The 26,604-nt window shown below is 34.9% G+C and carries 19 protein-coding genes and 1 riboswitch; of the genes, 13 read left to right on the top strand and 6 right to left on the bottom strand.

Going from position 1 to position 26,604, the window contains the following annotated elements; all coding sequences use genetic code 11:
- The first annotated feature begins 516 nt into the window (after positions 1-516).
- The 11 genes from F0362_RS11550 to F0362_RS11600 all read left to right on the top strand — a co-directional run bounded on the left by F0362_RS11550 (position 517) and on the right by F0362_RS11600 (position 18,345).
- On the top strand, positions 517-834 hold the full coding sequence (locus F0362_RS11550) for a hypothetical protein (protein WP_000627296.1): 318 nt from the start codon (positions 517-519) through the stop codon (positions 832-834).
- A gap of 796 nt (positions 835-1,630) precedes the next feature.
- Positions 1,631-2,833: an L-lactate MFS transporter gene (locus F0362_RS11555; protein ID WP_000750116.1), complete on the top strand. Its 1,203-nt coding sequence runs from the start codon at positions 1,631-1,633 to the stop codon at positions 2,831-2,833.
- A gap of 716 nt (positions 2,834-3,549) precedes the next feature.
- Complete coding sequence (gene dhbA, locus F0362_RS11560) at positions 3,550-4,335, top strand: 2,3-dihydro-2,3-dihydroxybenzoate dehydrogenase (RefSeq protein WP_000991102.1); 786 nt, start codon at positions 3,550-3,552, stop codon at positions 4,333-4,335.
- A gap of 26 nt (positions 4,336-4,361) precedes the next feature.
- The gene (dhbC, locus tag F0362_RS11565) at positions 4,362-5,558 is read left to right on the top strand and encodes an isochorismate synthase DhbC (protein ID WP_001004384.1); all 1,197 of its coding nucleotides are present in this window, start codon (positions 4,362-4,364) and stop codon (positions 5,556-5,558) included.
- 12 nt (positions 5,559-5,570) lie between these two features.
- Positions 5,571-7,187 carry a (2,3-dihydroxybenzoyl)adenylate synthase gene (locus F0362_RS11570; RefSeq protein WP_000955337.1) on the top strand — a complete coding sequence of 539 codons (1,617 nt, stop codon included), beginning with the start codon at positions 5,571-5,573 and terminating at the stop codon, positions 7,185-7,187.
- 24 nt (positions 7,188-7,211) lie between these two features.
- Positions 7,212-8,105, top strand: a complete 894-nt coding sequence (locus F0362_RS11575) for an isochorismatase family protein (RefSeq protein WP_001007270.1) — start codon at positions 7,212-7,214, stop codon at positions 8,103-8,105.
- A gap of 33 nt (positions 8,106-8,138) precedes the next feature.
- Entirely contained in the window at positions 8,139-15,296 is a 7,158-nt protein-coding gene (locus tag F0362_RS11580) for an amino acid adenylation domain-containing protein (RefSeq protein WP_001133895.1), read from the top strand.
- A complete protein-coding gene (locus tag F0362_RS11585; protein ID WP_000184074.1) occupies positions 15,293-15,517 on the top strand; it encodes an MbtH family protein in 225 nt (74 codons plus the stop codon). Before F0362_RS11580 ends, F0362_RS11585 begins: the two co-directional genes overlap by 4 nt.
- Complete coding sequence (locus F0362_RS11590) at positions 15,517-16,959, top strand: MDR family MFS transporter (protein WP_149889764.1); 1,443 nt, start codon at positions 15,517-15,519, stop codon at positions 16,957-16,959. The genes F0362_RS11585 and F0362_RS11590 overlap by 1 nt, the downstream gene beginning before the upstream one ends.
- Before the next feature lie 58 nt (positions 16,960-17,017).
- Complete coding sequence (gene sfp / locus F0362_RS11595) at positions 17,018-17,767, top strand: 4'-phosphopantetheinyl transferase Sfp (RefSeq protein WP_000573008.1); 750 nt, start codon at positions 17,018-17,020, stop codon at positions 17,765-17,767.
- A gap of 35 nt (positions 17,768-17,802) precedes the next feature.
- Entirely contained in the window at positions 17,803-18,345 is a 543-nt protein-coding gene (locus F0362_RS11600; RefSeq protein ID WP_000959151.1) for a hypothetical protein, read from the top strand.
- 43 nt (positions 18,346-18,388) lie between these two features.
- Here the strand turns inward: F0362_RS11600 and F0362_RS11605 are convergent, their stop codons facing one another.
- Positions 18,389-18,661: an HU family DNA-binding protein gene (locus tag F0362_RS11605; protein WP_001043908.1), complete on the bottom strand. Its 273-nt coding sequence runs from the start codon at positions 18,659-18,661 to the stop codon at positions 18,389-18,391.
- Positions 18,662-18,865: 204 nt separating this feature from the next.
- Here F0362_RS11605 and F0362_RS11610 point away from each other — a divergent pair, with 204 nt between their 5' ends.
- A complete protein-coding gene (locus F0362_RS11610; protein WP_000577310.1) occupies positions 18,866-19,633 on the top strand; it encodes a DUF3891 family protein in 768 nt (255 codons plus the stop codon).
- Positions 19,634-19,647: 14 nt separating this feature from the next.
- Positions 19,648-20,172, top strand: a complete 525-nt coding sequence (locus tag F0362_RS11615; protein WP_149889765.1) for a DinB family protein — start codon at positions 19,648-19,650, stop codon at positions 20,170-20,172.
- A 149-nt stretch (positions 20,173-20,321) separates the two neighbouring features.
- Here F0362_RS11615 and F0362_RS11620 read toward each other — a convergent pair whose 3' ends face one another.
- The 5 genes from F0362_RS11620 to F0362_RS11645 all read right to left on the bottom strand — a co-directional run bounded on the left by F0362_RS11620 (position 20,322) and on the right by F0362_RS11645 (position 26,506).
- A complete protein-coding gene (locus tag F0362_RS11620; RefSeq protein ID WP_000790784.1) occupies positions 20,322-21,515 on the bottom strand; it encodes a S8 family peptidase in 1,194 nt (397 codons plus the stop codon).
- A gap of 341 nt (positions 21,516-21,856) precedes the next feature.
- The gene (locus tag F0362_RS11625) at positions 21,857-22,867 is read right to left on the bottom strand and encodes a DUF3994 domain-containing protein (protein WP_000644814.1); all 1,011 of its coding nucleotides are present in this window, start codon (positions 22,865-22,867) and stop codon (positions 21,857-21,859) included.
- 62 nt (positions 22,868-22,929) lie between these two features.
- Positions 22,930-23,664: a DUF7018 domain-containing (lipo)protein gene (locus tag F0362_RS11630; RefSeq protein WP_000896073.1), complete on the bottom strand. Its 735-nt coding sequence runs from the start codon at positions 23,662-23,664 to the stop codon at positions 22,930-22,932.
- A gap of 456 nt (positions 23,665-24,120) precedes the next feature.
- Entirely contained in the window at positions 24,121-25,488 is a 1,368-nt protein-coding gene (locus F0362_RS11640; RefSeq protein ID WP_000451042.1) for an alanine/glycine:cation symporter family protein, read from the bottom strand.
- A 107-nt stretch (positions 25,489-25,595) separates the two neighbouring features.
- Positions 25,596-25,716: riboswitch (glycine riboswitch) on the bottom strand.
- Between the two features lie 208 nt (positions 25,717-25,924).
- The gene (locus tag F0362_RS11645; protein WP_000721822.1) at positions 25,925-26,506 is read right to left on the bottom strand and encodes a hypothetical protein; all 582 of its coding nucleotides are present in this window, start codon (positions 26,504-26,506) and stop codon (positions 25,925-25,927) included.
- Positions 26,507-26,604 lie beyond the last annotated feature (98 nt).

Below are 26,604 nucleotides of genomic sequence, written 5' to 3' on the forward strand. Positions count from 1 at the left end.
ATGGTAAAAGTTATATTTTGTTTAAGGTTATTATATGCAAAGTAAAATTTTTCAGAATTGGCGAACCAATATTTCTATGTAAATTATGTAGCTAAACAAATTAATCAAAAGAGAGATAATATGTAGCTCTAAACGTAAAGTAGATAAGCAAAGTTTTATAGGGAAGGCAGCATTGTTTTTAGGAGTACAGTAAGTGATTTCTTCAATAAGTATAAATAAGCGTTTCTCAAAAGTAATAGTATTCAGGTGAATATAGTATAAGGAATGAAAAGAAATGGAGTTATGATCTGTATAAATCTGACTAAAAATATAGAAAAACTCAAATATAAAAAGGTATTCAATTAAAAATGGAGAAGTAATATATATGAAAGGAGAGATTCATATGAGTAAAGGGAAAAAGAAAGTTAAGCAAACTAGTTTTCTGGTGAATTTTTTGAACGGCAAGGGGAGTCTCGTGAAATTTTAATAGTATTATAGTTATCCCCTTGTGAAAAAATTGGTTGGGGGAATATATAAATGATAACAGAAATGAATATTAAAGTAGTTTGTGAGGAACAGTTTTCAAATAGAGAAATAAAAATTTTAGAGACGTTTCTTTCAACTCTATCGGGGCATTCTAACGCTTTCGTTACAAAAGAGGGGATGTTTTTAAATCCTTTAAGTAAAGAGAAGAGTGTGGTCTATTATCACAATTTTGTATTTGTAAAATCACTTACAGAAGAAAAGTGTGCAGAATTAAAAGAAGTTTTAACAAGACGTATTAAAAACGCTTTCGTTATGATGGAATTTGTAGAGCCAATCGTTACATTTGAAGAAACAATTATAAACGTATAAAGAAAATCAGCCTTATGAATTGACCTAATAAAACCTTCTCTTTACTAAATAGTAAAGAGAAGGTTTTATTACAGCCCAGTTTAATTTACGAAAATACAACAACTCAATTCAAATAGTACGTGTATTAACAAAGGCTGACAATGATTTCATTTGTGTTCTACTATTTAAAGTTCAATTCAAAGATGGTTGTCAAACAGATATTCATATAGGCCGAATTTTTGAAAGTAAAGTTTTTAATAAGATAGGTATAGATGAGAAGTCATTCTGAGATTAAAGAGGACACTATAGGATTGTAACCATTACACTTTTAATGTAATGGTTTTTTTCATGCAAACAACCAGAAACTTCGAAAAGAAGTTATATATATTCGTATCCAATTAAGTAGGGAACCTTTTGTTTGCATAAGGTAATCAAAATTTGACTGGAGCAAAGAAATTAGGTGGGAGTCGGGCTGCCCGTAAACATCTGATTGGTGTGGCCTAATAATCAATGAGAGGTGAATAAAATCCTACAGATTAAAGTTTCACTAAATGAAAAAGATTTCAAAAACACTTGTAAGCCGTACTTATATAACACAATACGAACGGCCGCTACGTATTTAATAAGTAGTTCTTTGTATTTCACCCTTCGTTTTCTGTAACTGATTTCATATTTTTGACGCTTTGTATTGTAAGTGCTTACATAAGCGGAAACATCTTATACAATGAAGTTGTCAAATCAAAGAGGTGGACAAAATGAACATAAAAAAATCAAATGTAGCGAATAGCATTGAAATAGAAGGAGGAGGCGGGATAATATGAAAAAATCAACTGTTAATCCATGGCTTGTTGTCCTTGGTACAGTCATAGTACAAATGGGGCTTGGAACGATATATACTTGGAGCTTGTTCAATCAGCCTTTAGTTAGTAAATTTGGTTGGAGTCTGAATGCTGTTGCTATAACTTTCTCGATTACAAGCCTTTCTTTAGCGTTTTCAACATTGTTTGCGAGTAAACTGCAAGAAAAATGGGGACTTCGTAAACTCATTATGATAGCTGGACTAGCATTAGGACTAGGATTAATACTTAGTTCACAAGCTTCCTCATTAATATTGCTTTATGTATTAGCAGGAGTTGTCGTAGGGTATGCAGATGGTACAGCATATATCACTTCACTATCGAATTTAATTAAGTGGTTTCCAGAGCGTAAAGGTTTAATTGCTGGTATATCTGTCTCTGCATATGGTTCAGGTAGCCTAATCTTTAAATACATAAACGCACAGTTGATTGAATCAGTTGGTGTATCACAAGCGTTTATATACTGGGGTTTAATTGTTACAGCTATGATTGTGATTGGCGCTTGTTTAATCCATCAAGCTGCTGATCAAGGGGCAGTTCATGAAACAAAAACGCAGGAATATACAACGAAAGAAATGCTAGGTACAAAACAAGTATACTTATTATTTATTATGTTATTTACATCATGTATGAGTGGCTTATACTTAATTGGCATGGTAAAAGACATCGGTGTTCAACTTGTAGGGCTTAGCGCAACAACAGCAGCTAATGCAGTGGCTATGGTTGCAATCTTCAATACATTAGGTCGTATTATTCTAGGACCGTTATCAGATAAAATCGGCCGTTTAAAAATCGTTACTGGTACTTTTGTTGCTATGGCGACTTCAGTCTTGGTCCTAAGTTTCGTAGATTTAAATTATGGTATCTACTTCGTCTGTGTAGCAAGTGTAGCGTTTTGCTTTGGCGGAAATATCACTATTTTCCCAGCTATTGTTGGTGATTTCTTCGGCATGAAAAATCATAGTAAAAACTACGGAATTGTGTATCAAGGATTCGGGTTTGGAGCGCTTGCAGGTTCCTTTATCGGTGCAATTCTAGGTGGATTTAAACCAACTTTCATGGTGATCGGCGTATTATGTGTCGTGTCATTTATTATCGCAATTTTAATTCAAGCACCTAATAAGAAAAAAGAAAAAGAAGAAGAATATCGCAGTGTAGCGTAACGATTTAAACCTTCTATGGCACAACGATAAGAAAAAGCACTCTATGAAATAGGGTGCTTTTTTCTATATGAACTTTTTTAAATTATTTTTCCCTACCAAGTCCTTGTAATCGACGTAATGATACGAATAAAAGCGCGAGTAAAACATCAATTTGGATTATATTAGGATTTTATTAAGGGATGCATAATATAGGAAAATCTAAATAAATCTTAGATTATACATAGAATATTTATTGAGAAATGAAAGATGTAAAATAAAATATTTTCAGAAAAATGTTGAGAAAAGAAAAAATGAATTTTTGGTAAAGCATTGTAGGCGAAGAAATCTACAAGTTATCTTTTTGAATTTCAAAAAGATGATAAGGAATTATGGATTTATTTTGTATCCTTTATTACAGCCCGTAAAACCCCCAATGAATAAAGTTGCACTTTATTTAAAGTACTTTTTAATGCTTATAGATGTAGACTTACATAGAAACATAAAAAATATTTTGTCTGAAAAATAAAAAAAGATTGACAAGATTATTGAGAAACATTATCATTTCGATGTAAGAGCAGTAAATGAAAAACATTATCAATTAATTGCATTTTAATGAAAAGTACACTTGACCAATTAGTTTAGTAAGTGTATTATTTTTTACATCACCAATGATAATGAAAATCGTTATCATTCAATTTGTTTCATTAGATTAATTTTTATATGAAAGGATAGAGGAAATGAACGCAGGGGAATTTGATGGAAAAACCGTTTTCGTAACAGGTGCAGCGCAAGGTATAGGTAGTGTTGTAGCAAAAATGTTTTTAGAAAGAGGGGCTACAGTTATTGCGGTTGATCAAAATGAAGAAGGGTTAAATGTGTTATTAAATCATGATGCATCATATGAAACGCGTATGAAGACATTTCATTTAGATGTGAGTGATAGCAATGCTGTTGAAGAGGTAGTAAACCGAATTGAAAATGACATAGCGCCTATAGATATATTAGTAAATGTCGCAGGAGTTTTACGAATGGGAGCGATTAACTCTTTAAGTGATGAAGATTGGCATAAAACATTCTCTGTAAATACTACAGGAGTTTTCTATATATCTCGATCGGTAAGTAAACGTATGATGGTAAGAAAATCAGGGGCAATTGTTACAGTTGGCTCAAATGCAGCAAATACTCCGAGAATGGAAATGGCTGCGTATGCTGCATCAAAAGCTGCAACGACAATGTTCATGAAATGTTTAGGATTAGAGCTTGCATCATACAATATTCGCTGCAACTTAGTTTCTCCTGGTTCTACTGAAACTGAAATGCAAAGGTTACTATGGGCTGATGAGAATGGAGCTAAAAATATAATTGCTGGTTCCCAAAATACATATAGACTCGGTATACCATTACAAAAAATTGCACAACCTTCAGAAATTGCTGAAGCAGTATTGTTTTTAGCTTCTGATAAAGCGAGTCATATTACAATGCACAATTTATGTGTCGATGGCGGAGCTACATTAGGAGTTTAATAAAAAATTCAGGAGGTTTTCATACTATGAATGAACTTACAGCCGTAAAGGAACTGTCAGAAAAATTATTAGAAGATTATAAGACTGAATCTTCGTTCTTTTTCGCTTCACCAACTCGAACGATATTGACAGAAGGAGAGGTTACTACAGTAAAACATCATGAAATTGAAAGTTTTCCAGAACTTGTACAAGCGGTATTAAGTAATGCAAAACAATCCGGAAATCCGAATCCTATCGTTGTTGGTGCTTTGCCTTTTGATCGTAGAAAAGAAGTTCAACTTATTGTACCGGAATATTGCAGAATTACTGAGTGTTTACAGTTGGAGACAACAAATGAGATAAAACCAAATGAGAAACTGACATTTGAAATGACACCGGTTCCAGCTTCTGAAACTTATATGAATGGTGTGAAGCAAGGGATTGAAAAAATTCAGGATGGAGATTTAAAGAAAATCGTTCTATCTAGATCGTTAGATGTTAAATCTTCAGAGAAGATTGATAAACAAAAACTACTTCGCGAATTAGCAGAGCATAATAAGCACGGTTATACATTTGCTGTGAATTTACCGAAAGATGAAAAAGAGAACAATAAGACATTAATTGGAGCAAGCCCTGAATTGCTTGTTTCACGTAGTGGTATGCAAGTCGTTTCTAATCCATTAGCTGGTTCAAGACCAAGAAGTGACGATCCAGCTGAAGATAAAAGAAGAGCAGAGGAATTACTCTCTTCACCAAAAGATTTACATGAACATGCGGTAGTAGTTGAAGCGGTTGCTGCTGCGCTTCGTCCGTATTGTCATACATTGCATGTGCCAGAAAAACCATCAGTTATTCATAGTGAAGCAATGTGGCATTTGTCTACCGAAGTGAAAGGTGAACTTAAGAATCCAAATACTTCTTCTTTACAATTAGCAATTGCTCTCCATCCTACGCCAGCAGTTTGCGGAACTCCAATGGAAGCAGCAAGAGAGGCTATTCAAAAAATTGAGCCATTTGACCGTGAATTCTTTACAGGAATGTTAGGGTGGAGCGATCTAAATGGAGATGGCGAATGGATTGTTACAATTCGTTGTGCGGAAGTGCAAGAGAATACACTTCGTTTATATGCAGGAGCTGGAGTTGTTGCTGAGTCAAAACCAGAAGATGAGCTAGCAGAAACATCAGCTAAGTTCCAAACAATGCTGAAGGCTTTAGGGTTAAGAGATAATTCGTTGAATGAATAGGGGGAAGAAAGAATGTTAACAGGTTATACGGAATGGCCAAAAGAATTCGTCGATCGTTACCGAGAAGAAGGGTGTTGGCTTGGTGAAACATTTGGCCGAGTGTTAAGAGAGCGTGCTGAAAAATATGGAGATCAGATTGCAGTTGTAAGCGGTAATAAGCATATAACGTATAGTGAACTTGATAAAAAGGTAGATCGCTTAGCTTCAGGTTTACTGAATGTAGGAATAAAGAAAGAAGACCGAGTTGTAATCCAGTTACCTAATATTATAGAGTTTTTCGAAATATGTTTTGCACTATTTCGAATTGGAGCGCTTCCTGTTTTTGCGCTACCTTCACATCGAAGCAGTGAAATTAGTTATTTTTGTGAGTTTGGCGAGGCGAGCGCTTACGTTATTTCAGATAAGGCTCTCGGTTTTGATTATCGAAAACTAGCAAGAGAAGTGAAAGAGAAAGTGCAAACTTTACAACATGTAATTGTAGTGGGAGAAGAAGAAGAGTTTGTGAACATAAATGATCTGTATATGGATCCCGTCTCATTACCAGAAGTTCAGCCAAGTGATGTTGCGTTTCTTCAATTATCAGGAGGGACAACAGGACTTTCTAAATTAATTCCTAGAACACATGATGACTATATTTATAGTTTACGTGTTAGTGCTGAAATTTGTAATTTAAATGCAGAAAGTGTCTATATGGCCGTTCTTCCAGTAGCACACAATTACCCGATGAGTTCTCCAGGAACATTTGGAACTTTCTATGCGGGTGGAAAGGTAGTGTTGGCAACTGGAGGGAGTCCAGACGAGGCATTTGCTCTTATAGAAAAAGAAAAAGTGACGATTACAGCGCTCGTTCCACCATTAGCAATGATTTGGCTTGATGCTGCATCTTCCCGTAATAACGATTTATCGAGCTTGCAAGTGATTCAAGTAGGTGGCGCGAAATTTAGTGCCGAAGTTGCGAAGCGTATTCGTCCTACATTTGGATGTACGTTACAGCAAGTGTTTGGTATGGCAGAAGGGCTAGTAAATTACACAAGATTAAATGATCCGGAAGAAATCATTATTCATACACAAGGTAGACCGATGTCTACATCCGATGAAGTAAAGGTTGTTGATGAAAATGATAACGATGTAAAACCGGGTGAAGTAGGTAGTTTATTAACACGAGGTCCATATACAATTCGTGGTTATTATAAAGCGGAAGAGCATAATGCACGATCATTTACAAAGGATGGATTTTATCGCACAGGTGATCTTGTAAAAGTAAATGAACAAGGTTACATCATTGTAGAAGGAAGAGATAAAGATCAAATTAATCGTGGTGGTGAGAAAGTTGCTGCGGAAGAGGTTGAAAATCATCTATTAGCACATGATGCAGTACATGATGTAGCAATTGTATCTATGCCTGACGATTATTTAGGTGAACGCACCTGTGCTTTTGTTATAGCTCGCGGACAAGTTCCAACTGTAAGTGAATTAAAAATGTTTTTAAGAGAACGTGGTATAGCGGCTTATAAAATTCCAGATCGAATTGAATTTATTGAATCATTCCCGCAAACAGGAGTCGGAAAAGTCAGCAAAAAAGAACTACGTAAAGTCATTGCTGAAAAACTTATTACAGTAAAACAATAATAAAAACCGGAAGGAAGTGATTAGATGGCTATCCCATCTATTTCAGTATATAAAATGCCAATTGAATCAGAACTACCAAAAAATAAAGTGAATTGGACACCAGACCCGAAACGTGCAGTACTTTTAATTCATGACATGCAAGAATATTTTCTTGATGCATATAGCGATAAAGAATCACCAAAAGTAGAACTTATTTCAAATATTAAAATGATAAGAGAAAAATGTAAACAACTTGGTATACCAGTTGTTTATACAGCGCAACCTGGTGGACAAACGTTAGAACAAAGAGGTTTATTACAAGACTTTTGGGGTGACGGTATTCCTGCTGGACCAGATAAAAAGAAAATTGTTGATGAACTTACTCCTGATGAGGATGATATATTCCTAACAAAATGGAGATATAGTGCATTTAAAAAGACAAATCTATTAGAAATTTTAAATGAACAAGGAAGAAATCAACTCATTATTTGCGGTATTTATGCGCATATTGGATGCCTTTTAACAGCTTGTGAAGCATTTATGGATGGTATAGAGCCGTTCTTTGTAGCAGATGCAGTTGCTGATTTTTCACTAGAGCATCATAAACAAGCATTGGAGTATGCATCTAATAGATGCGCAGTAACGACATCAACAAACCTATTGTTAAAAGATTTACAAAGTGTAAAAGGTGATGAGAGTGAAGGAATCACTATACAGGAAGTACATGAACTAGTTGCACAACTACTTCGTGAGCCAGTAGAGAGTATTGATATTGATGAGGACTTATTAAATAGAGGGCTTGATTCGGTCAGAATTATGAGTTTAGTAGAGAAGTGGCGTCGTGAAGGGAAAGAAATCACGTTTGCAGATTTAGCAGAACGTCCAACTGTTGCAGGTTGGTACAGCTTACTATCTTCACAAACAGCACAGGTGCTGTAACAAATAGACTACATAATAAAGGGGTAGTAAAGAATGCCTAACAGTCAAAAGATTCGTCATTCGTTATCATCTGCGCAGTCTGGTATGTGGTTTGCGCAACAATTAGATCCGCTTAATCCGATATATAATACTGGGGAATATGTAGAAATAAACGGGAATATTCATCAAGACATTTTTGAATTAGCTGTACGTAAAGTTGTAATGGAAGCAGAAGCACTTCATGTTCGCTTCGAAGAGGATGAAATTGGCCCATGGCAAGTTATTGAAGAATCACAGTTTCATATGCATTTTATTGACGTTCGTAAAGAAGAAAATCCTGAAGAAGCTGCTAAAGTATGGATGAAAAATGATTTATCTATGCCAGTCGATTTGAAAAAAGATACTTTATTTACTGAAGCACTTATTCAAGTTGAAAATAATCGTTTCTTTTGGTATCAGCGCATCCATCACATTGTGATGGATGGCTATGGATTTTCACTTCTTAGCCAAAAGATAGCGAATGAGTATACATCACTTATAGAAGAAACAAACAAGAATGAAAAGCCATTTGGTTCTCTTGCAAAAGTTGTGCAAGAAGATATTGAGTATCGTGAGTCTAAACAATTTCAGGAAGATCGTACTTTTTGGTTAGAAAAATTTGCGGATGAACCAGAAGTTGTAAGTTTGGCAGAACGAGCACCGAGAACATCAAATGGATTTTCACGAGAAACAGCTTATTTATCTAGTTCTAGCACGAAAACTTTACTAGAAGAAATCAATATTTCGTTAACAAGTTGGCCGGAATTCATTGTCGCTGTAACAAGTATTTATATGCATAAATTAACAGGTGAAAATGATATTGTTTTAGGTTTACCAATGATGGGACGTCTAGGTTCTGTATCTATTCATACACCTAGTATGGTAATGAATTTAGTTCCACTTCGTATTACAGTAACTCCAAATATAACTCTTGCGGAATTATTGCAACAAGTTTCTAAAGAAATCCGAGATGTACGTCGCCATCATAAATACCGTCATGAGGAATTAAGAAGAGACTTAAAGTTACTAGGTGAAAATCAAAGGTTGTTTGGACCGTTAGTGAATGTTATGCCATTTGATTACGGGCTTAATTTTGCTGGGAAGCGTGGTATTACGCATAACTTATCAGCAGGACCTGTCGATGATTTATCGATAAATGTATATAAACGTTTTGATCAAAAGGAGTTAATGATTCATTTTGATGCGAATCCCGAAGTATATAATGGCGCGGAGCTAGCATTGCATAAAGAAAGATTTATGAATCTATTTGAATTAGTAATAAATAATTATGAGAAAAACGAGTCTATTGGAAAAATAAACATTACTCTGCCTGAAGAAAACCATAAAGTTTTATTGGAATGGAATGAAACGAAGGAAGATGATGAGTTAATCAGTCTACCTATATCATTTGAAAAACAAGTGCAAAAAAATCCAAATAAACTAGCGATTACTTGTGACGGTGTAAACCTTACGTATAAAGAGCTAAATGAACGAGCGAATGAACTAGCACATTATTTAGTAGAAGAAGGCATACGACCAAACCAGTTTGTAGCTTTAGTATTCCCTAGATCAATAGAAATGGTAGTTAGTATGCTAGCGGTCTTAAAGGCTGGTGCAGCATATTTACCAATAGATCCAGAATACCCAGCAGAAAGAGTTAATTATATAGTAAATGATGCAAAACTAGTTTGTATCATAACACATTCATCTGTTTCATCTAAGTTAGTTATAGAAAATGATATGAAAAAAATTGTATTAGATGAAGAAGAAACGAAACTAGCGTTACATACATATTCTCGTATGAATATAGCATGTAAGAATGATGTATCACTTTTAAACCCAGCCTATACAATATATACTTCAGGCTCAACAGGAAACCCAAAAGGTGTAATTGTTCCTATGAGAGGTTTAAGTAACTTTTTAATGGCTATGCAACAAAAGTTTTCATTAAATGAAAATGATCATTTATTAGCAGTTACAACTTTTGCGTTTGATATTTCTGCTCTAGAAATTTATTTACCTCTTATTAGTGGCGCAAGTTTAACAATTGCGCAAAAAGAAGACATACAAGAGCCATCAGCATTAACGACACTTTTACAAGAAGAAAGAGTGACCATTATGCAGGCTACACCGACGCTTTGGCAGGCGTTAGTAACTGATTATCCAGAAAAGCTACAAGGGCTAAACATACTTGTTGGTGGTGAAGCTCTTCCAGCGTATTTAGCAAATAAATTAAAAGAATTAGGTTGCTCAATAACTAATTTATATGGACCAACTGAAACGACGATTTGGTCTACTTTCATGAACATTGATGAAAGTGAAAAGGGTATACCACCTATTGGAAAGCCAATTTGCAATACAGAAGTGTATGTATTGGATGCAGGATTACAACCTGTTCCACCTGAAGTTATCGGTGAATTATATATTGCAGGAGAAGGAATCGCAAGCGGATATTTAGGAAAACCTGCGTTAACGGCTGAACGATTTGTTGCAAATCCATATGGAGAACCAGGGAAGCTTATGTACCGCACAGGTGATCTTGTGAAATGGCGTAACGACGGTGTGCTAGAGTACATGAGTCGCGCAGATCATCAAATAAAAATTCGTGGTTTCCGAATTGAATTAGCTGAAATTGAAACGGTATTACAACGACATGAAAATATTCAACAAGCGGTAGTGATGGTACGAGAAGATCGTCCAAATGATAAACGCATCATTGCGTATATCGTTGCAGAAGAAAAGGAACCGATTAATCTTTCAGAAATTCGTTCTTATGTTTCAGAAAGTTTAGCGAATTATATGATACCATCGGCATTTGTTGTGCTAGAAGAATTACCATTAACGCCAAATGGTAAGGTTGACAGAAAGAAATTACCTGCTCCTGATTTTAATGGAATGAACAATGAGAGAGTTGCTAGAAATCCGAAAGAAGAAATATTATGTGATTTATTTGCAGAAGTACTTGGTGTTTCTCGAATTAACATTGATGATAATTTCTTTGAAATGGGTGGACATTCACTTCTCGCATCTCGTTTAATGGCAAGAATTCGTGAAACGTTAAGTGTGGAATTAGGAATCGGGAAACTATTTGAATCACCAACTGTTGCCGAACTGGCGAAACAATTAAACCATGCAAAAAGTGCAAGACCAGCTATTCAGAAAGCAAGTAGGCCAAATGAAGTTCCACTTTCATTTGCACAGCGCAGGTTATGGTTCTTAAATTGTTTAGAAGGTCCAAGTCCTACTTATAATATTCCGCTAGTCATTCGTATGAATGGAATATTGAATCGGCAAGCATTACAAGGTGCTTTTTATGATGTAGTTGAGAAACATGAAACACTTAGAACAATTTTCCCTAACGTATTAGGTAGTTCCTATCAGAAAATTTTAGATATGGAAAACTTAAATCTAGAAATGGTTATAACTAATACATGTAAAGATGAATTAGAAAGTGTACTTTCAGAGGCGGTAAGATATAGCTTTAACCTCGATTTTGAGCCGGCAGTTCGTTTGCAACTTTTTACAGTGAGTGAAAACGAACATGTATTATTAATTCTATTACATCATATTGTAGGTGATGGCTGGTCATTACAGCCGTTAACGAGAGATTTTACAGCGGCGTATAAAGCACGATGTCAAGGTGACAGAGTTCAGCTGGAGACACTACCAGTTCAATACGCAGATTATGCACTTTGGCAACAGCAATTGCTAGGTGATGAAACGACACCAGAAAGTCTTATTTCAACACAATTAGATTTTTGGAAAGAAGAACTTAAAGGTTTACCAGACCAAATGGAGTTGCCTACAGATTACCAGCGTCCGGTGGAAACGAGTTATCGCGGGGAAACAATTCATTTTCATATAGATGAAGGTATGCATAGTAGGTTAGTAGAGCTTGGTCGTAAAAATGGGGTTAGTTTGTTTATGGTATTGCAAGCAGGACTTAGTGCACTATTTACAAGATTAGGTGCAGGCACTGATATACCAATTGGAAGTCCGATTGCTGGAAGAAATGATGATGTACTTTCAGATATTGTTGGTTTATTTGTAAATACATTAGTGTTACGTACAAATACGTCAGGAGATCCAAGTTTTAAAGAATTATTAAATAGAGTGAAGCAGGTAAATCTTGCAGCTTATGAAAATCAAGATGTTCCATTTGAAAGGCTTGTTGAAGTGTTAAATCCAGTACGTACTCGAAACAGCCACCCGTTGTTTCAAGTTATGTTGGCTTTTCAAAATACACCAGAAGCAACGTTTAATGCACCAGATTTAGAAGCGAGCCTTGAAATTCAAAGCGTTGGTTCTGCAAAATTTGATTTAACATTTGAAATTAGTGAGAGTAACGAGGTTGATGGTACTCCGAACGGTTTACATGGATTACTAGAGTTTAGTACCGATTTATATAAACGTGAAACGGTTCAAAAACTAATAGAACGATTCATTTTGTTATTAGATGATGCAGCTACAAATCCGAATCAATCAATTGGCAGATTAGAAATATTAACTGTAGCAGAGAAAAATACAGTATTAGAAAAGTGGAATGGTGGTTTTCAAATTGCACCAGAAATGACATTGCCACAATTGTTTGAAAAGCAGGCTCATATAAATCCAAATTCTATAGCTGTTGTCTTTGAAGATAAGAAATTAACTTATGAAAAGTTAAATAGAAAAGCAAATAAAATAGCTCGATTCCTAATAGCAAAAGGGGTTGGTCCTGATCAACTCGTTGCTTTAGCGATGCCAAGATCATTAAACATGGTTGTAAGCTTACTTGCTGTTCTTAAAGCAGGTGCCGGATACCTTCCGTTAGATCCAGATTATCCGTCAGATCGTATTTCATTTATGCTACACGATGCGAAACCATCATGTGTATTAACAAATTCAAGTGTAGAAATTGAATGTGATGAGTCACTAAAGATTTTAGTTGATGATGTGAACGTAATGGAAGAAATTGAGAAATATAGTGAAGACAATATTGATGAAATGGAGTGCCTGAAGCCGTTATCTCCTTCACATATTGCTTACGTTATTTATACGTCAGGCTCAACAGGTAGACCGAAAGGAGTTATGATACCTCATCAAAATGTAGTAAGACTTTTAGGAGCAACCGATCATTGGTTCCAATTTGACGCAGACGATGTGTGGACGATGTTCCATTCATACGCTTTTGATTTCTCGGTTTGGGAAATTTGGGGACCTTTATTATATGGAGGGCGTTTAGTTGTAGTACCACATACTGTAAGTCGCTCGCCGAAAGAATTTTTACAGCTTCTTGTTAAGGAAAAGGTTACTGTTTTAAACCAAACTCCATCAGCTTTCTATCAATTGATGCAAGCAGATCGTGAAAATGAAGAGGTTGGTCAAAAACTATCTTTACGATATGTTGTTTTTGGTGGAGAAGCACTTGAACTAAGTCGATTAGAAGATTGGTATAGTCGTCATCCTCATAACGCACCGAAACTTATTAATATGTACGGTATAACGGAGACGACGGTACATGTTAGTTATATTGAGTTAGATGAGAGTATCGTTTCTTTACGAGCAAATAGTTTAATCGGGTGCAGTATACCAGATCTTAAAGTATACGTATTAGATAACTATTTACAACCAGTGCCGCCAGGAGTAGTTGGAGAAATGTATGTTGCAGGTGCTGGACTAGCTCGTGGATATTTAGGAAGAGCAGGATTAACGGCTGAACGTTTTATCGCAGATCCATTTGGTAAACCTGGTACAAGAATGTATCGCACAGGAGACTTAGCGCGCTGGCGTCAAGATGGGACGTTAGATTATATAGGACGTGCAGATCATCAAATTAAAATTCGTGGATTCCGAATTGAATTAGGGGAAATAGAAGCGGTCATAATGAAACACGATAAAGTTGAACAAGTGGCTGTTATTGTCCGGGAGGATCAACCAGGGGATAAACGATTAGTTGCTTATATCGTCGCATCAAATAATGAAACGATTGATACGAATGAAATGCGTCAGCATGCTAGTGGTAGTTTACCAGATTATATGGTTCCATACGCTTTTGTAGTAGTAAATGAGTTACCTTTAACTCCAAACGGTAAATTAGATAGAAAGGCATTGCCAGCTCCAGAGTTTATTGCATCATCATCTAGCCGCGGACCGAGAACACCGCAAGAAGAAATGTTATGTGACTTGTTTACAGAAGTTTTAAGTGTGTCTCAAATTGGAATTGATGATGGATTCTTTGATCTTGGTGGTCATTCACTTCTTGCAGTGCAGCTTATGAGTCGTATGAAAGAGGCACTTGGCGTTGAACTGAATATTGGAACTTTATTTGCAGCACCTACTGTTGCGGGGCTTGCTGAAAGGCTTGAGATTGGGAATGGTCAAAGTGCACTTGATGTATTGCTTCCATTACGAGCAAGCGGGGATCAATTACCACTATTTTGTGTACATCCAGCAGGTGGATTAAGTTGGTGCTATGCAGGACTTATGAAATCTTTAGGAACAGATTATCCAATCTATGGTGTACAAGCACGTGGTATCGCTGAAAATGAAGAACTTCCAAAAAGTTTAGAGGAGATGGCGGCGGATTACTTGAAACATGTTCGTGAAATACAGCCTCATGGACCATATCGTTTATTAGGTTGGTCGCTTGGAGGAAATGTTGTGCATGCAATGGCGGCGCAACTACAAAATGAAGGAGAAGAAGTAGAATTACTCGTTATGCTTGATTCTTATCCTGGACACTTCTTACCGAATACGGAAGCGCCTACTGAAGAGGAAGCGTTAATCGCATTACTTGCTTTAGGCGGATATGACCCAGACAACATGGATGGTAAACCACTTACAATGGAAAGTGCAGTTGAAATCCTTCGTAAAGATGGAAGTGCATTAGCAAGTCTTGAAGAAGAGACTATATTGAACTTGAAAGAAACATATGTAAATTCAGTAGGGTTGTTAGGGAAATATGTACCGAAAGTTTATAACGGGGATATTTTATTCTTTAGGTCTACTGTTATACCAGACTGGTTTGATCCTATTTCTCCAAATACATGGCTAAATTATTTAGATGGAGATATCGTGCAACATGATATTGATTGTAGACATAAAGATTTATGTCAGCCAGGGCCGCTTACAGAAATTGGGCAAGTACTAGCGAAATATTTACAGAATAAGAAAGGGGTAAATAGAGTATGACGAATCCATTTGAAAATGATAATTACACATATAAAGTATTAATGAATGAGGAGGGCCAGTATTCTCTCTGGCCTGCCTTTCTCGATGTACCAATTGGATGGAATGTCGTACATGAAGAAGCTAGCAGACAAGTTTGCTTAGAATGCGTTGAAGTAAACTGGAATGATTTAGAGCCAAAAAAAAATCAAATTAGCGAAAAAATATTAGTAGGAAAACAATAATGAAAGTAAAAATAAATCCAAAAGTAGTTATAAGCATCGTGTATATAACAGCGATGTTTATGGCTGCGATGGATGCAACAATTGTGAATGTAGCATTGCAAACGATAAGCAAAGAACTGCAAGTACCCCCATCTGCAATGGGGACAGTAAATGTTGGGTATTTAGTTAGCTTAGCTGTTTTTCTTCCGATTTCCGGTTGGTTAGGCGATCGTTTTGGTACGAAAAGAGTATTTTTAACTGCCCTTTTCGTTTTTACAATTGCATCTGCATTATGTGGAATTGCGAATGATATTACTTCATTAAATATTTTTCGTATCATTCAAGGTGCAGGTGGCGGACTTTTAACACCGGTCGGGATGGCGATGTTATTCCGAACATTTTCACCAGAGGAAAGACCAAAAATTTCTCGATTTATTGTACTGCCAATTGCTGTTGCACCAGCGATTGGACCAATTATTGGTGGTTTCTTTGTAGATCAAATGTCTTGGCGCTGGGCATTTTATATTAATTTGCCGTTTGGTATTATTGCGTTGCTATTTGGACTTCTATTTTTAGCAGAGCATATTGAAAAATCAGCTGGTCGTTTTGATTCTCTCGGTTTTGTTCTTTCAGCACCAGGTTTTGCGATGCTCATCTATGCACTCAGTCAAGGGCCGTCAAAAGGATGGATTTCTCCAGAAATAATAAGTACTGGGATAGCTGGGATTGTATTCATTTCACTGTTTATAATAGTAGAATTGAAAGTAAAGCAACCGATGTTAGATTTACGCTTATTAAAAGAACCCGTTTTTAGAAAAATGAGTCTCATATCCTTGTTTTCATCTGCTGGTTTACTTGGAATGCTATTTGTTTTTCCGCTTATGTATCAAAATGTAATCGGAGTTTCTGCGCTGGAATCAGGTCTTACGACATTCCCAGAGGCGATTGGATTAATGATTTCTTCGCAAATTGTACCATGGACGTATAAGAAATTAGGTGCTCGAAAGGTAATCTCTATTGGACTAATAAGTACCGCGGTTATATTTGTATTATTAAGTTTTGTAAATCATGATACGAATCCATGGCAAATACGGGCATTATTGTTTGGCATAGGTATTTTCTTAGGGCAGTCTGTCGGTGCAGTTCAATTTTCTGCTTTTAACAATATCACACCATCTTCTATGGGTAGAGCAACTACTATATTCAATGTGCAAAACCGATTAGGATCTGCAATAGGAGTTGCTGTTTTAGCTAGTATACTGTCTGGTTTTGGAAGTAATAACGTACAGAATAACGCACAATCAGATTTCTTGCCATATAAAGCGGCATTAATTGGATCAGCACTATTTTTACTTATAGCATTACTATTTTCTTTACGTATTTCTGATAAAGAGGTAATGTCAAAGAAGAAAGAAAAAATGTTATCCGTATCACAAAAAGAGAAAGAACTCGTCAATGAATAGCAATATATGTATGCTACTTTAATTGAAATTGATATTAGTAGTAAAAAGGAGATTTTACATGATAGAAAGTAAAGTTGTAGATTCTATACCAACTTTGAATGAGAATGATTGTCAAATATGGTGGGCAAGAATTTCAGATTTACAATCATGGCATTACAATTTACTAAATGATGTAGAGCAAGAGAAAGCAAATTCATATCATCATTCGGCAGATCGTGCACGTTTTATAATAGGTTGCGTAATTAGTAGGTTAGTTCTTGGAAAGATACTTTCTATGTCGCCAGTTCAAGTGCCGATTGATCGATTGTGCCCAGTATGTAAGTTACAACATGGTAGGCCGCAATTACCAGAAGGTATGCCACAATTATCAGTTTCACATTCGGGTGAGTGGGTTGTCGTTGCATTTACAAAATCTGCATCTGTCGGTGTTGATGTTGAACAAATGAATCCAAATGTAGATGTGATGAAAATGGCAGAGGGCGTATTAACAGATATTGAAATAGCACAAGTTATGAAATTACCTAATGAACAGCGATTAGAAGGATTTTTAACGTATTGGACTCGAAAAGAAGCTGTGCTGAAAGCGACAGGTGAAGGACTATTGATTCCACCAGTTGAAATTACTGTATCAGCTCCAAATGATCCTCCTAAATTGTTGGTTTTTAGGGATAGACAAGAGTTAGCAGAAAATACAAGGATGGAAGATGTAAGGCCTAGTTTAGATTATATGGCTTCCATTGCAATATTTAGTAAAGAAGTAACTGAAATTACGCAGTTAGACGCGGTAGCGCTATTAAATTATAAATAAGTTTAATAAAATATTTTATAGAAGAGGTGTTCCACATGTTAGTGGCGGAAAGTAGAACAAATGAATTCACTTATAATGTACAAGCAATTAAAAATATTTTATTTTCTGGAGATACATCATCTATTCTTGCTTTAGAAAAGCTTTTGAATGATACAGTTCAATTTGATGTTCTAGAACAAGAGGTAATAGATAGGCAGTACATTCCGAAAGAAGCAAAAAATTTCTTTGATAAAAACGGAACATTTCTTTATCGTGTATCTAATGTTAGTTATAATGGTAAGGTGTTATCTGAAAATCTAATTTTTGCGGATACTTCTTTTTTACCGGATACAATAAAAAGTGAATTAGAAAGTGGAACTATTCCTGTTGAAAACCTGATAGAAAAAATGGAAGTAAGAAGAAACGTATTATATGAAGGATATCAGCCATCTGGAAATATTATCGAATTGTTTGATGGATGTTCAGTTGCGGCGAATGTGTATCCAACTAGAAAATATCAAATTGTAAGTAACTGCAAATGTGTATTTTATATTTGTGAAGTGTATCATGCAGAAAATATAAAGGACTTGCTTAAATAAGAAATAAACAAGAAACCAGCCTATAAAATGGCTGGTTTCTTGTTTATTTAACAGCTTCTTTTAATTCTTTACCTGCTTTAAATGCTGGAACTTTACCAGCCGCAATTTGAATTTCTTCCCCAGTTTGTGGGTTACGCCCTGTACGAGCAGATCTTTCACGCACTTCAAACGTTCCAAAACCGATTAATTGAACTTTATCGCCAGATTGTAATGCGTTAGCAATTGTGTCAAATACGGATTGTACAGCTGCAGAAGCATCCTTTTGAGAAATATCAGCTGTTTGTGCCACATTTTTAATTAATTCTGTTTTATTCATGTTTTCACCTCATAAAAATTTTTTTAGAATGAATGTTTTAGTATAATGGATAGTAAAGATAAAGCTAGTTTTATGGTTGGAAAGAATACTATATAGTTATGTTAATTTCGTTGCAAGAGACTGAATCCCTGCTAATAATTGGGGATTAATTAAGAATTGATGCATACAAAAAGCAATAGTATGAGGATGAGGGGGAATATACGTATGATTTTTCGTGAAAAGAGTGAGAAAGAGAGTATATTAATTCGTCAACATGATCATGGTTTTTTGGCTGGAGAGATTGCTAGGCATATAAAAGAATGTTTTTTTGAAGATACAACATACTTAAAAGAGACAATTGATGCAATATATGAACATGATAGAGGATGGATAGAACTTGATAAAGTACCAATTTTGAATGATGCTAAAAATATTCCGTATACATTTATGGATTGTCCAAGCCCATTACGTTTTGTTTTTTATACGATTGGTTTGAATGAAATTGAAGATTCTAATCCATACGGGGCATTACTGTGTAGTAAACACTTTTTATCATTCCCATTAAATGAGGAAGATGAAGAGATGCTTTCTTTTTATAAACATGAATTAGAACGACAAAAAAGAATTTTGAAAACGTTAACAAAGGAACAGTTTGCGATGTTCGATAAACATTATAGATTATTAAAGTTTTGTGATGAACTTTCTTTATACGTATGTATGAATAAGCCTGGTGTCAAAAAGAAAGATGAAGTTGATTTATTTAAAGATGGTTTTGAAGGAACAGAAATGTTTAATAGTAAAGAGGAGAAACTTATTCAAGCTGAATGGGTGGACGAGGAAACAATTCGGATTACACCATTTCCATTTCAAACGGAATTTTATACGTATGTAAAATATAAAACGATAAATAAACATGAAATTGAAGAAAAAGGGATTGTAAAAGCTGATAGAGAATCGGAAATGAAGGAGCAAAACATTCGTTTTATACAATAAGGAGGTAATATAAATTGAAAGATTATATATTAAAACAGTGTGATTACCATGCTTGGGCTAATACTAGATTATTCAATCGATTAAAAGAGTTACCAAATTATGAGACAATTTTTAAAGAGCAGATACAGAGTGTATTCCCATCCATTAAGGATACTTTTGCGCATATTTATATTACAGATCAAGTGTGGTTACACATATTACATGGCAGAAGAATGAGTGAAGCAATACAAGATCGTGAAAAGTTAAAAAAACAAATCGATACAAAATCGCTAAATGAATTAGAAGAAATGTTTTTAAATATAGCTAATCAGTATAAAGAATTTCTAAGTACACAACAAGATGTACATGCTGAATTTGTTATTAAGAATCCATATGCAGGGACACTACATACTTCAATTTTAGAATTAGTGCAACACGTCGTAAATCATGGTACATATCATAGAGGAAATATAACAGCAATGATCCGTCAACTTGGTCATTCATCGACAATGATGGATTTTGTACTGTATTTACATATGATTCAGAAAAAGGGGGAGTAATATAGTTTGTAAGAAGGAGAGACTTTAATTGTAAAAGTCTCTCCTTCTATTTTATCCTGCATGAACTGCCTATAAAGTACCAATTAGTGTGGGAAAATAATCATTTGGGATGTACAAAGCCTCCAATAATTAAAGTTTCACTGTATTTCTTACGAAGCTTTATTTTCTTGTAATTGCTTAGCGTATTGTACAGCCTTATATGCATTGACTCTACCGTTTTTCCAGTACGTACCTGTACCACTAATTTTATCAGAAGTTGACTCAATAATTTGGCGGATTTGTGTATTGCTATATCCTTGATTTGCTAAAAGAGCAGCGACTCCTGCAACATGAGGTGTTGCCATAGATGTACCACTTAATGATTGATACGTGCTCCCTTTATATGTTGAATATATATTTGAACCTGGTGCTGCAACATCTACCCAGCTACCATAAGTAGAAAATGAAGATTTTCTATCTGATTGATCTGTAGAAGCAACTGCAATTACTTCGCTGTAATAAGCAGGGTAATTAGCTTTTGTATTTCCAGCATTTCCAGCAGCTGCAACTATAACAGAGCCTTTATTCCATGCATATTGAACTGCTTGTTGTAATGCAGTACCACCATTTGGAGCTCCTAAACTTAAACTAATTACTTTTGCACCCGAATCAGCAGCTTCTCGAATACCTTGCGCTACAGCATCAAGAGTCCCGCTTCCTTGATTATCTAATACGCGAACAGCGTAAATGGAAGTCTGCGGGGCAACACCAGCAATTCCGACGCTATTATTCGTAAGTGCTCCAGTAATTCCAGCGCAATGTGTACCATGACCATTACCATCATCAGATGTATTGTCGTTATCAACATAATCATGTCCGTAAATTACTTTAGAAGCTAAATCAGGGTGTGAGCCTTGAACTCCTGTATCAATGATAGCTACTTTTACACCAGGATCACTTCGTTGGCTATCCCAAGCTTGTGGAGCTTGGATCTTTTGTAATCCATATTGATTTTTAAAATATGGATCGTTTGGATTCCAAAAGGCATGAACGTAATAATTCGGCTCTGCATATTCCACATCTGGATTATTTTTATAACTCTTTATTTTTTCTTTTACAGTACCTTTTGAAAATTGAACGACTTCAAAACCTAACTTATCATCTTTAGATAAGACATTAGCTCCGACAGATTTATGAAAAGATTGCACATTATTTAAAGATGCATTTTGCTTGAACTTAACGATTAATTGGTTAGGAACGTAATCAGTAGATGATGTTTCAGCACTTGAAGTATTCGTGTTAAAGAAGAAACCACCAATAATAAATGACAAAACAGATAGGAAAACAATGAATTTGTTTTTCAAAAGATTTTTCCTCCCTTTTCTTGGATGAGTTTTTCAGCGACACTTTAATGTCGCATTCCTTTTCAACTATATAGTTAGACCATACGATTTATGACATTTATGTGAAAAACTTTTATTGGAATAAAAAGGGGGGAAGATTGATATAAATTTATTTTAAATGATATTGGTTGAGTAAGAGAACGAAAAAAGGAATGCTCATTATGCATGAATCATTCCTTTTTTCATAGATTAATTGTGATTTCCAAATGAAGTTATACCATTTATAAATAGTTGTTACGTTTTATCCATCTTGATAAAAGAAATCTAAGTGGTTAAGAGGGAGTGACTCTATTTCTTGTCTATTAGAAACTTTGTTTCACATATCTTGTTGTATTATTTGTTTCTGTATTTAATAATTGTAAGGTCTTACCATCGAAATTCTGTACCATATAAGGTATGTCTTTCTTAGAAACAGTGACTTCTTTACCGTTGTCCATTCGCTTCGTTATATGTAATTCAAAAGTCATAGAGTTTTTATCGTAAGACCATGTTCCTTCCGTTATATTGTCCTTGTTTGGGTAAGTTCCTGCTGTATATAACTCAAAAGTATTTCCACCTTTTATGATAAATGTTACTAGGAAACCACTAGAAGTTTCAAGTCCCCAGTCAGCAATTAACTCAGTTCCGTCTGTTACTTTACTCTTAACGTTTGCTTCGTTAACACCTGAATTAGTGTCTATTCCTGTTTTCTCACTAGCAGATATTCCGCCGCCGTTCGCCTTCGTTACTTCGTTTTTCATGTTGTTATATACTTCAATCCAGTATTTGTCGCCTTCTTTAACTAACTTTTCAGCGTTTTCAATTACTTCTTTGTCAGTTTTACCACCAGTATTTTTCTCTGTGTTTTGTGAGAAAATACGTTCTACTCCCTCAAAGGCTTTTCTGTACTTAGCGGTTGCTTTCTCAATATCCTTTTGAGCATCTATATACTTGTTCGGTGGGTCGATTTCTTCAAACTTATCAATTGCTTTAAAGATGTTTTCGACACTAACTAATACGTCTTTTCGTGTCTTATTGCCTTTGCTAGCTTCCCCAACTATATTATTGTACTCTTTGAATAATCTATCAAACTCATTTCCTAAATCAATTAAATACATAGGATAGTCGTCTGCTAATACTCTTACTTTCTTCACATCAGAAGTTGACTGCTTTGAAGTACTAGAGTCAGCTTCTTTAGAAGTCTTAACTTCAGAATCCGTCTTAGCGGTTTTAGACTCTTCTGTTTTAGCAGGTTTAGACTCTTCTATTTTTATGCAACCGTTCATTAACAACATAACTGGTATGGTTAATCCTATTAGTTTCTTTGCTTTCATGATTAAATGCCCCTTATCCTTAGTTAATAAATTAGCCGTATCTATTTACCTTGATTTCAGCCTTACTGTGTTTTTCTAGAAATACTATCTGTTGCTTCCTCAAAAAGCTTTGAACCATCTTTAGCTTTCGTTAATGACTGATTCATCTTACTTTCGTTTTGTTCTTCTATTGCATCAAAAAGAAGTGCAAATGCTTCATTATAAAGTTCCATTGATTGTTTTATATTTTCTTGTTCTACTTTTAACTCAGGCGGTGCTTGGAGGTTTCTTAACTTTGTTACATATGCTTTTGCTCCACCTATACTTAATTGTACTTCACTTTTCTTTTGACTATATGACTTAACATCTGAACTTGCTACCTTTTCCATTAATTTCAAAACATCATCAACTTTAGTAGCATTTTCTACTATTTCTGACTTGTATTTCTCAACTTCTGAACCACTTAACTTTGCAGTGGATGAACTAGAGGAAGTAGATGATTTTGAATTGTTAGAAGAAGAACTTGGTTTACTACTTGATGAGTTACTGTTTGCATCTTTACCATTCGCTGCAGATAAGCTATCATCTTTTTTACTATCGGTTGACTTACTCTCTTTCTCCATCTTTTGCGTTTCTTCTTTCTTTGGTTCCGCTTTCTTACTATCAGTTTCAATTGTAATACAACCACTTAATAACATAACTGGTAATGCTAAACTTACTAATTTCTTTGCTTTCATGATTCTTAATACCCCTTTATTTGTAAAATTTAGTGCAAACAAGTTAACATACTTAACTAAGAAGTTTTCTCCGAATAACATCTTAGAATCGTCTATCTATAGATTACCTTTATATTACATAATCTTCAAGAGTTTTCCTTTTGTAATTTTCTGGTTATTAAGTTGTGATTTGTATTGATTTGTATATAATCAACTGGACTTTAAAGTTTTTTGATAATACTGCTTAAAAAAAGAGGGGATTCTTACAGAGATATTTATGTTGAGTTTTGTTCTATTTTAGCATTACTTCACTATAATTTATGTGTGATGCTAATGATTTTTAGAGTAACCAACACTGATCAATTTAAATGAAGTTTACTTAAAAAATAAAAGAATATGCTAAACATATTCTTTTATTTACTTTAATGGAATTTTTTTAATAATATAAAATAAAAAGCCCTACATTTTGACCAATTTCTTTTTCAAAATGTAGGGCTGTATTCTATATAAAATTAATATTTATAGTGAAATTTGAACTGCAGTTATTTTAAACATAGATTAACTTGCCTGTTTTTTATGATTTTCTTTCAATTTTTCTGCTTGTAAAAAGCGATTTGTTTCAGCGACAACGATACCACTTAATCCGATTAATCCGATTAAGTTTGGAATTGCCATAAGTCCATTTGCAATATCAGCAAATGTCCATACGATACCAAGTTTTAAATTGGCACCAATCGCAATCATCACGATAAAGATTGCTTTATAATATCGAACAGCACCTTCTCCAAATAAATAAGCGACACATTTCTCACCGTAATATGACCAGCCTAAAATAGTAGAGTAGGCGAATAAAATTATGGCAATACCAAGGATCATACTACCAGCGGTGCCGAATACAGATTGGAATGCAAGTGTTGTAGCTTCAACACCGGTTTTACCGGATTTCCATGCTCCAGTTGTAATTAATACAAGTCCTGTAATTGTACAGACGATAAATGTATCAAGAAAAGTACCAGTCATAGAAACTAAAGCTTGTTTTGCAGGTGAATCTGTTTTTGCTGCAGCGGCCGCAATAGGAGCACTACCTAAACCAGCTTCGTTCGCAAATACACCGCGCGCCATTCCGATTTGAATAGCTGATGCGACTGTTGCTCCAATAAAACCACCTGCGGCTGCTGTACCTTGAAATGCACCAGAAAAAATAAGTGAAAATGCTTCTGGAATTTGATCAAAGTGATAGAAAATAATAATAAGACCAGCAATTATATAAAAGAAAGCTTTAATAGGAACGATAAATCCCGTTACTTTCCCGATTTTTTTTACACCGCCTAAAATAACAATAGCGATTAAAAATGACATTAATATACCAGTTAAAGCAGGGGGGAAAGAGAAATTAATTCGCATTGCCTCTGCAACTGAGTTAGATTGCACCATATTACCGATCCCGAAAGAAGCAGTTGTACCGAATATAGCGAATAAAACAGCAAGCCATTTCTTACCTAAGCCACGCTCTAAATAATACATTGGTCCACCTGAATATTCACCATTTTCATTACTAACACGGTATTTCACTGCTAGAATTGCTTCGGCATACTTTGTTGCCATTCCGAATAAAGCGGTAATCCACATCCAAAAAATTGCACCAGGACCACCAATTGTAACAGCTGTTGCAACACCGGCGATATTTCCCATACCAATCGTTGCGGCCATAGCTGTCATGAGTGCTTGGAAGTGGCTAATATCTCCAGAAGATGACGTATCTTCTGACTTTTTAAATGCTATTTTGTGAGCGTATAATAGTTTACTAAACTGTAAACCTTTCAAACGCACTGTGAGAATGATACCAGTACCAACGAGTAGCAACAAAGTTGGCAATCCCCACACGTAATGATTCATTTGTTCTAATACTTTACTTACTGTCTCCATCTTTATTCTCCTTTTTTAGAAAAAATAAAAACCACTTCAAGTAAATGAAATGGTCTCTGGAGAAACAAGGAATAGAAAAATAAACCGATACAAATCGGCATTTTCCTTCGCTTGTCTCTGTCCTTTTTACCTGAGAGATTATCCGCTAAAATAGCGGATTTGCTCCTTCGGCGCTCTTTTTCCTCCGCGCTATTAAAAGCGAGAGGGAGTCTCTCCAGAGATTCGTCCCCATGCAGTTCTACTTGTAACCAAGACCTGAGAGTTTCAAAGTTGGTATTACAACTTTTTGCCCCGTCGGTAGATCAATTGACCTTCTCCTGAATGGTTCATCCGAATTATAAAATTAATATACACATTGAATGTAAATCAATAAAAATATTATAGACAGATAAACTGTGAATTGCAATCTTTTTTTATTTTAAAATAGTAAACAGTTTTATTTTTTAGAAATTCCTAATTTATCTTTAATTTCATTTAAAGTAGATAAAGCGATGACAATATGTTGATCGGCAAGCCCTAAAGCCTGTTTTGTATTTTCAATTATTTCATTGGCCGGAGTAGAATTATTGTATTTATCAATAATTAAATCTGCTGCATTTTTCATGTAATTTGATGCGGATTTAAACTGAGTTGTGAATTGGATTAGTTGTTTTTGTATATGTATATCCGTTATGTTTTCTTCGATTTTTATCGTGTCTATTTCGTTCATAAGTGTTTCATACTGTTTGGAAACAGCACTCATTGTAACTAATAGTTTATTTCTATCCACTGAATCTCCGTTCGTGTTCATCTCTTCCCAGGCAGGCAACCAATCTTTTTCGATAATGTCATTATAATTAGTAGTCAATTCCTTAATTTTAGGTTGTAATTTAGTTTTGAAAGTTTTTGTATCCACTGTTTCTACAGTTTCTTTTTCATTATCAGTTTTATTTTTACCATTAGTTACGTAGAAAATCGTACCGAAAATGATGAAAATAGAAATAACTACTGTCCATTTAGTAAAAAGAATTTTCTTCAATATGTAACGCCTCCAAAATTTAAAAACTTATAATTATAATATATAACAATAATGTTGTTTTAAATAGAGAAAATAAAGTTAGAAGTGATTTGAATTAC

Source organism: Bacillus sp. BS98 (genome assembly GCF_008432245.1).
GTDB lineage: Bacteria > Bacillota > Bacilli > Bacillales > Bacillaceae_G > Bacillus_A > Bacillus_A toyonensis.

Excerpts from the sequence above, each read along its gene's own strand:
- dhbC (WP_001004384.1), top strand. The coding sequence starts at position 4,362 with ATGAATGAACTTACAGCCGTAAAGGAACTGTCAGAAAAATTATTAGAA.
- F0362_RS11570 (WP_000955337.1), top strand. The coding sequence starts at position 5,571 with ATGTTAACAGGTTATACGGAATGGCCAAAAGAATTCGTCGATCGTTAC.
- F0362_RS11605 (WP_001043908.1), bottom strand. The coding sequence starts at position 18,661 with ATGAATAAAACAGAATTAATTAAAAATGTGGCACAAACAGCTGATATT.
- F0362_RS11610 (WP_000577310.1), top strand. The coding sequence starts at position 18,866 with ATGATTTTTCGTGAAAAGAGTGAGAAAGAGAGTATATTAATTCGTCAA.
- F0362_RS11625 (WP_000644814.1), bottom strand. The coding sequence starts at position 22,867 with ATGAAAGCAAAGAAACTAATAGGATTAACCATACCAGTTATGTTGTTA.
- F0362_RS11580 (WP_001133895.1), top strand. The coding sequence starts at position 8,139 with ATGCCTAACAGTCAAAAGATTCGTCATTCGTTATCATCTGCGCAGTCT.
- sfp (WP_000573008.1), top strand. The coding sequence starts at position 17,018 with ATGATAGAAAGTAAAGTTGTAGATTCTATACCAACTTTGAATGAGAAT.
- F0362_RS11590 (WP_149889764.1), top strand. The coding sequence starts at position 15,517 with ATGAAAGTAAAAATAAATCCAAAAGTAGTTATAAGCATCGTGTATATA.
- F0362_RS11640 (WP_000451042.1), bottom strand. The coding sequence starts at position 25,488 with ATGGAGACAGTAAGTAAAGTATTAGAACAAATGAATCATTACGTGTGG.
- F0362_RS11585 (WP_000184074.1), top strand. The coding sequence starts at position 15,293 with ATGACGAATCCATTTGAAAATGATAATTACACATATAAAGTATTAATG.
- F0362_RS11555 (WP_000750116.1), top strand. The coding sequence starts at position 1,631 with ATGAAAAAATCAACTGTTAATCCATGGCTTGTTGTCCTTGGTACAGTC.
- F0362_RS11575 (WP_001007270.1), top strand. The coding sequence starts at position 7,212 with ATGGCTATCCCATCTATTTCAGTATATAAAATGCCAATTGAATCAGAA.
- F0362_RS11600 (WP_000959151.1), top strand. The coding sequence starts at position 17,803 with ATGTTAGTGGCGGAAAGTAGAACAAATGAATTCACTTATAATGTACAA.
- F0362_RS11550 (WP_000627296.1), top strand. The coding sequence starts at position 517 with ATGATAACAGAAATGAATATTAAAGTAGTTTGTGAGGAACAGTTTTCA.
- dhbA (WP_000991102.1), top strand. The coding sequence starts at position 3,550 with ATGAACGCAGGGGAATTTGATGGAAAAACCGTTTTCGTAACAGGTGCA.
- F0362_RS11630 (WP_000896073.1), bottom strand. The coding sequence starts at position 23,664 with ATGTTATTCGGAGAAAACTTCTTAGTTAAGTATGTTAACTTGTTTGCA.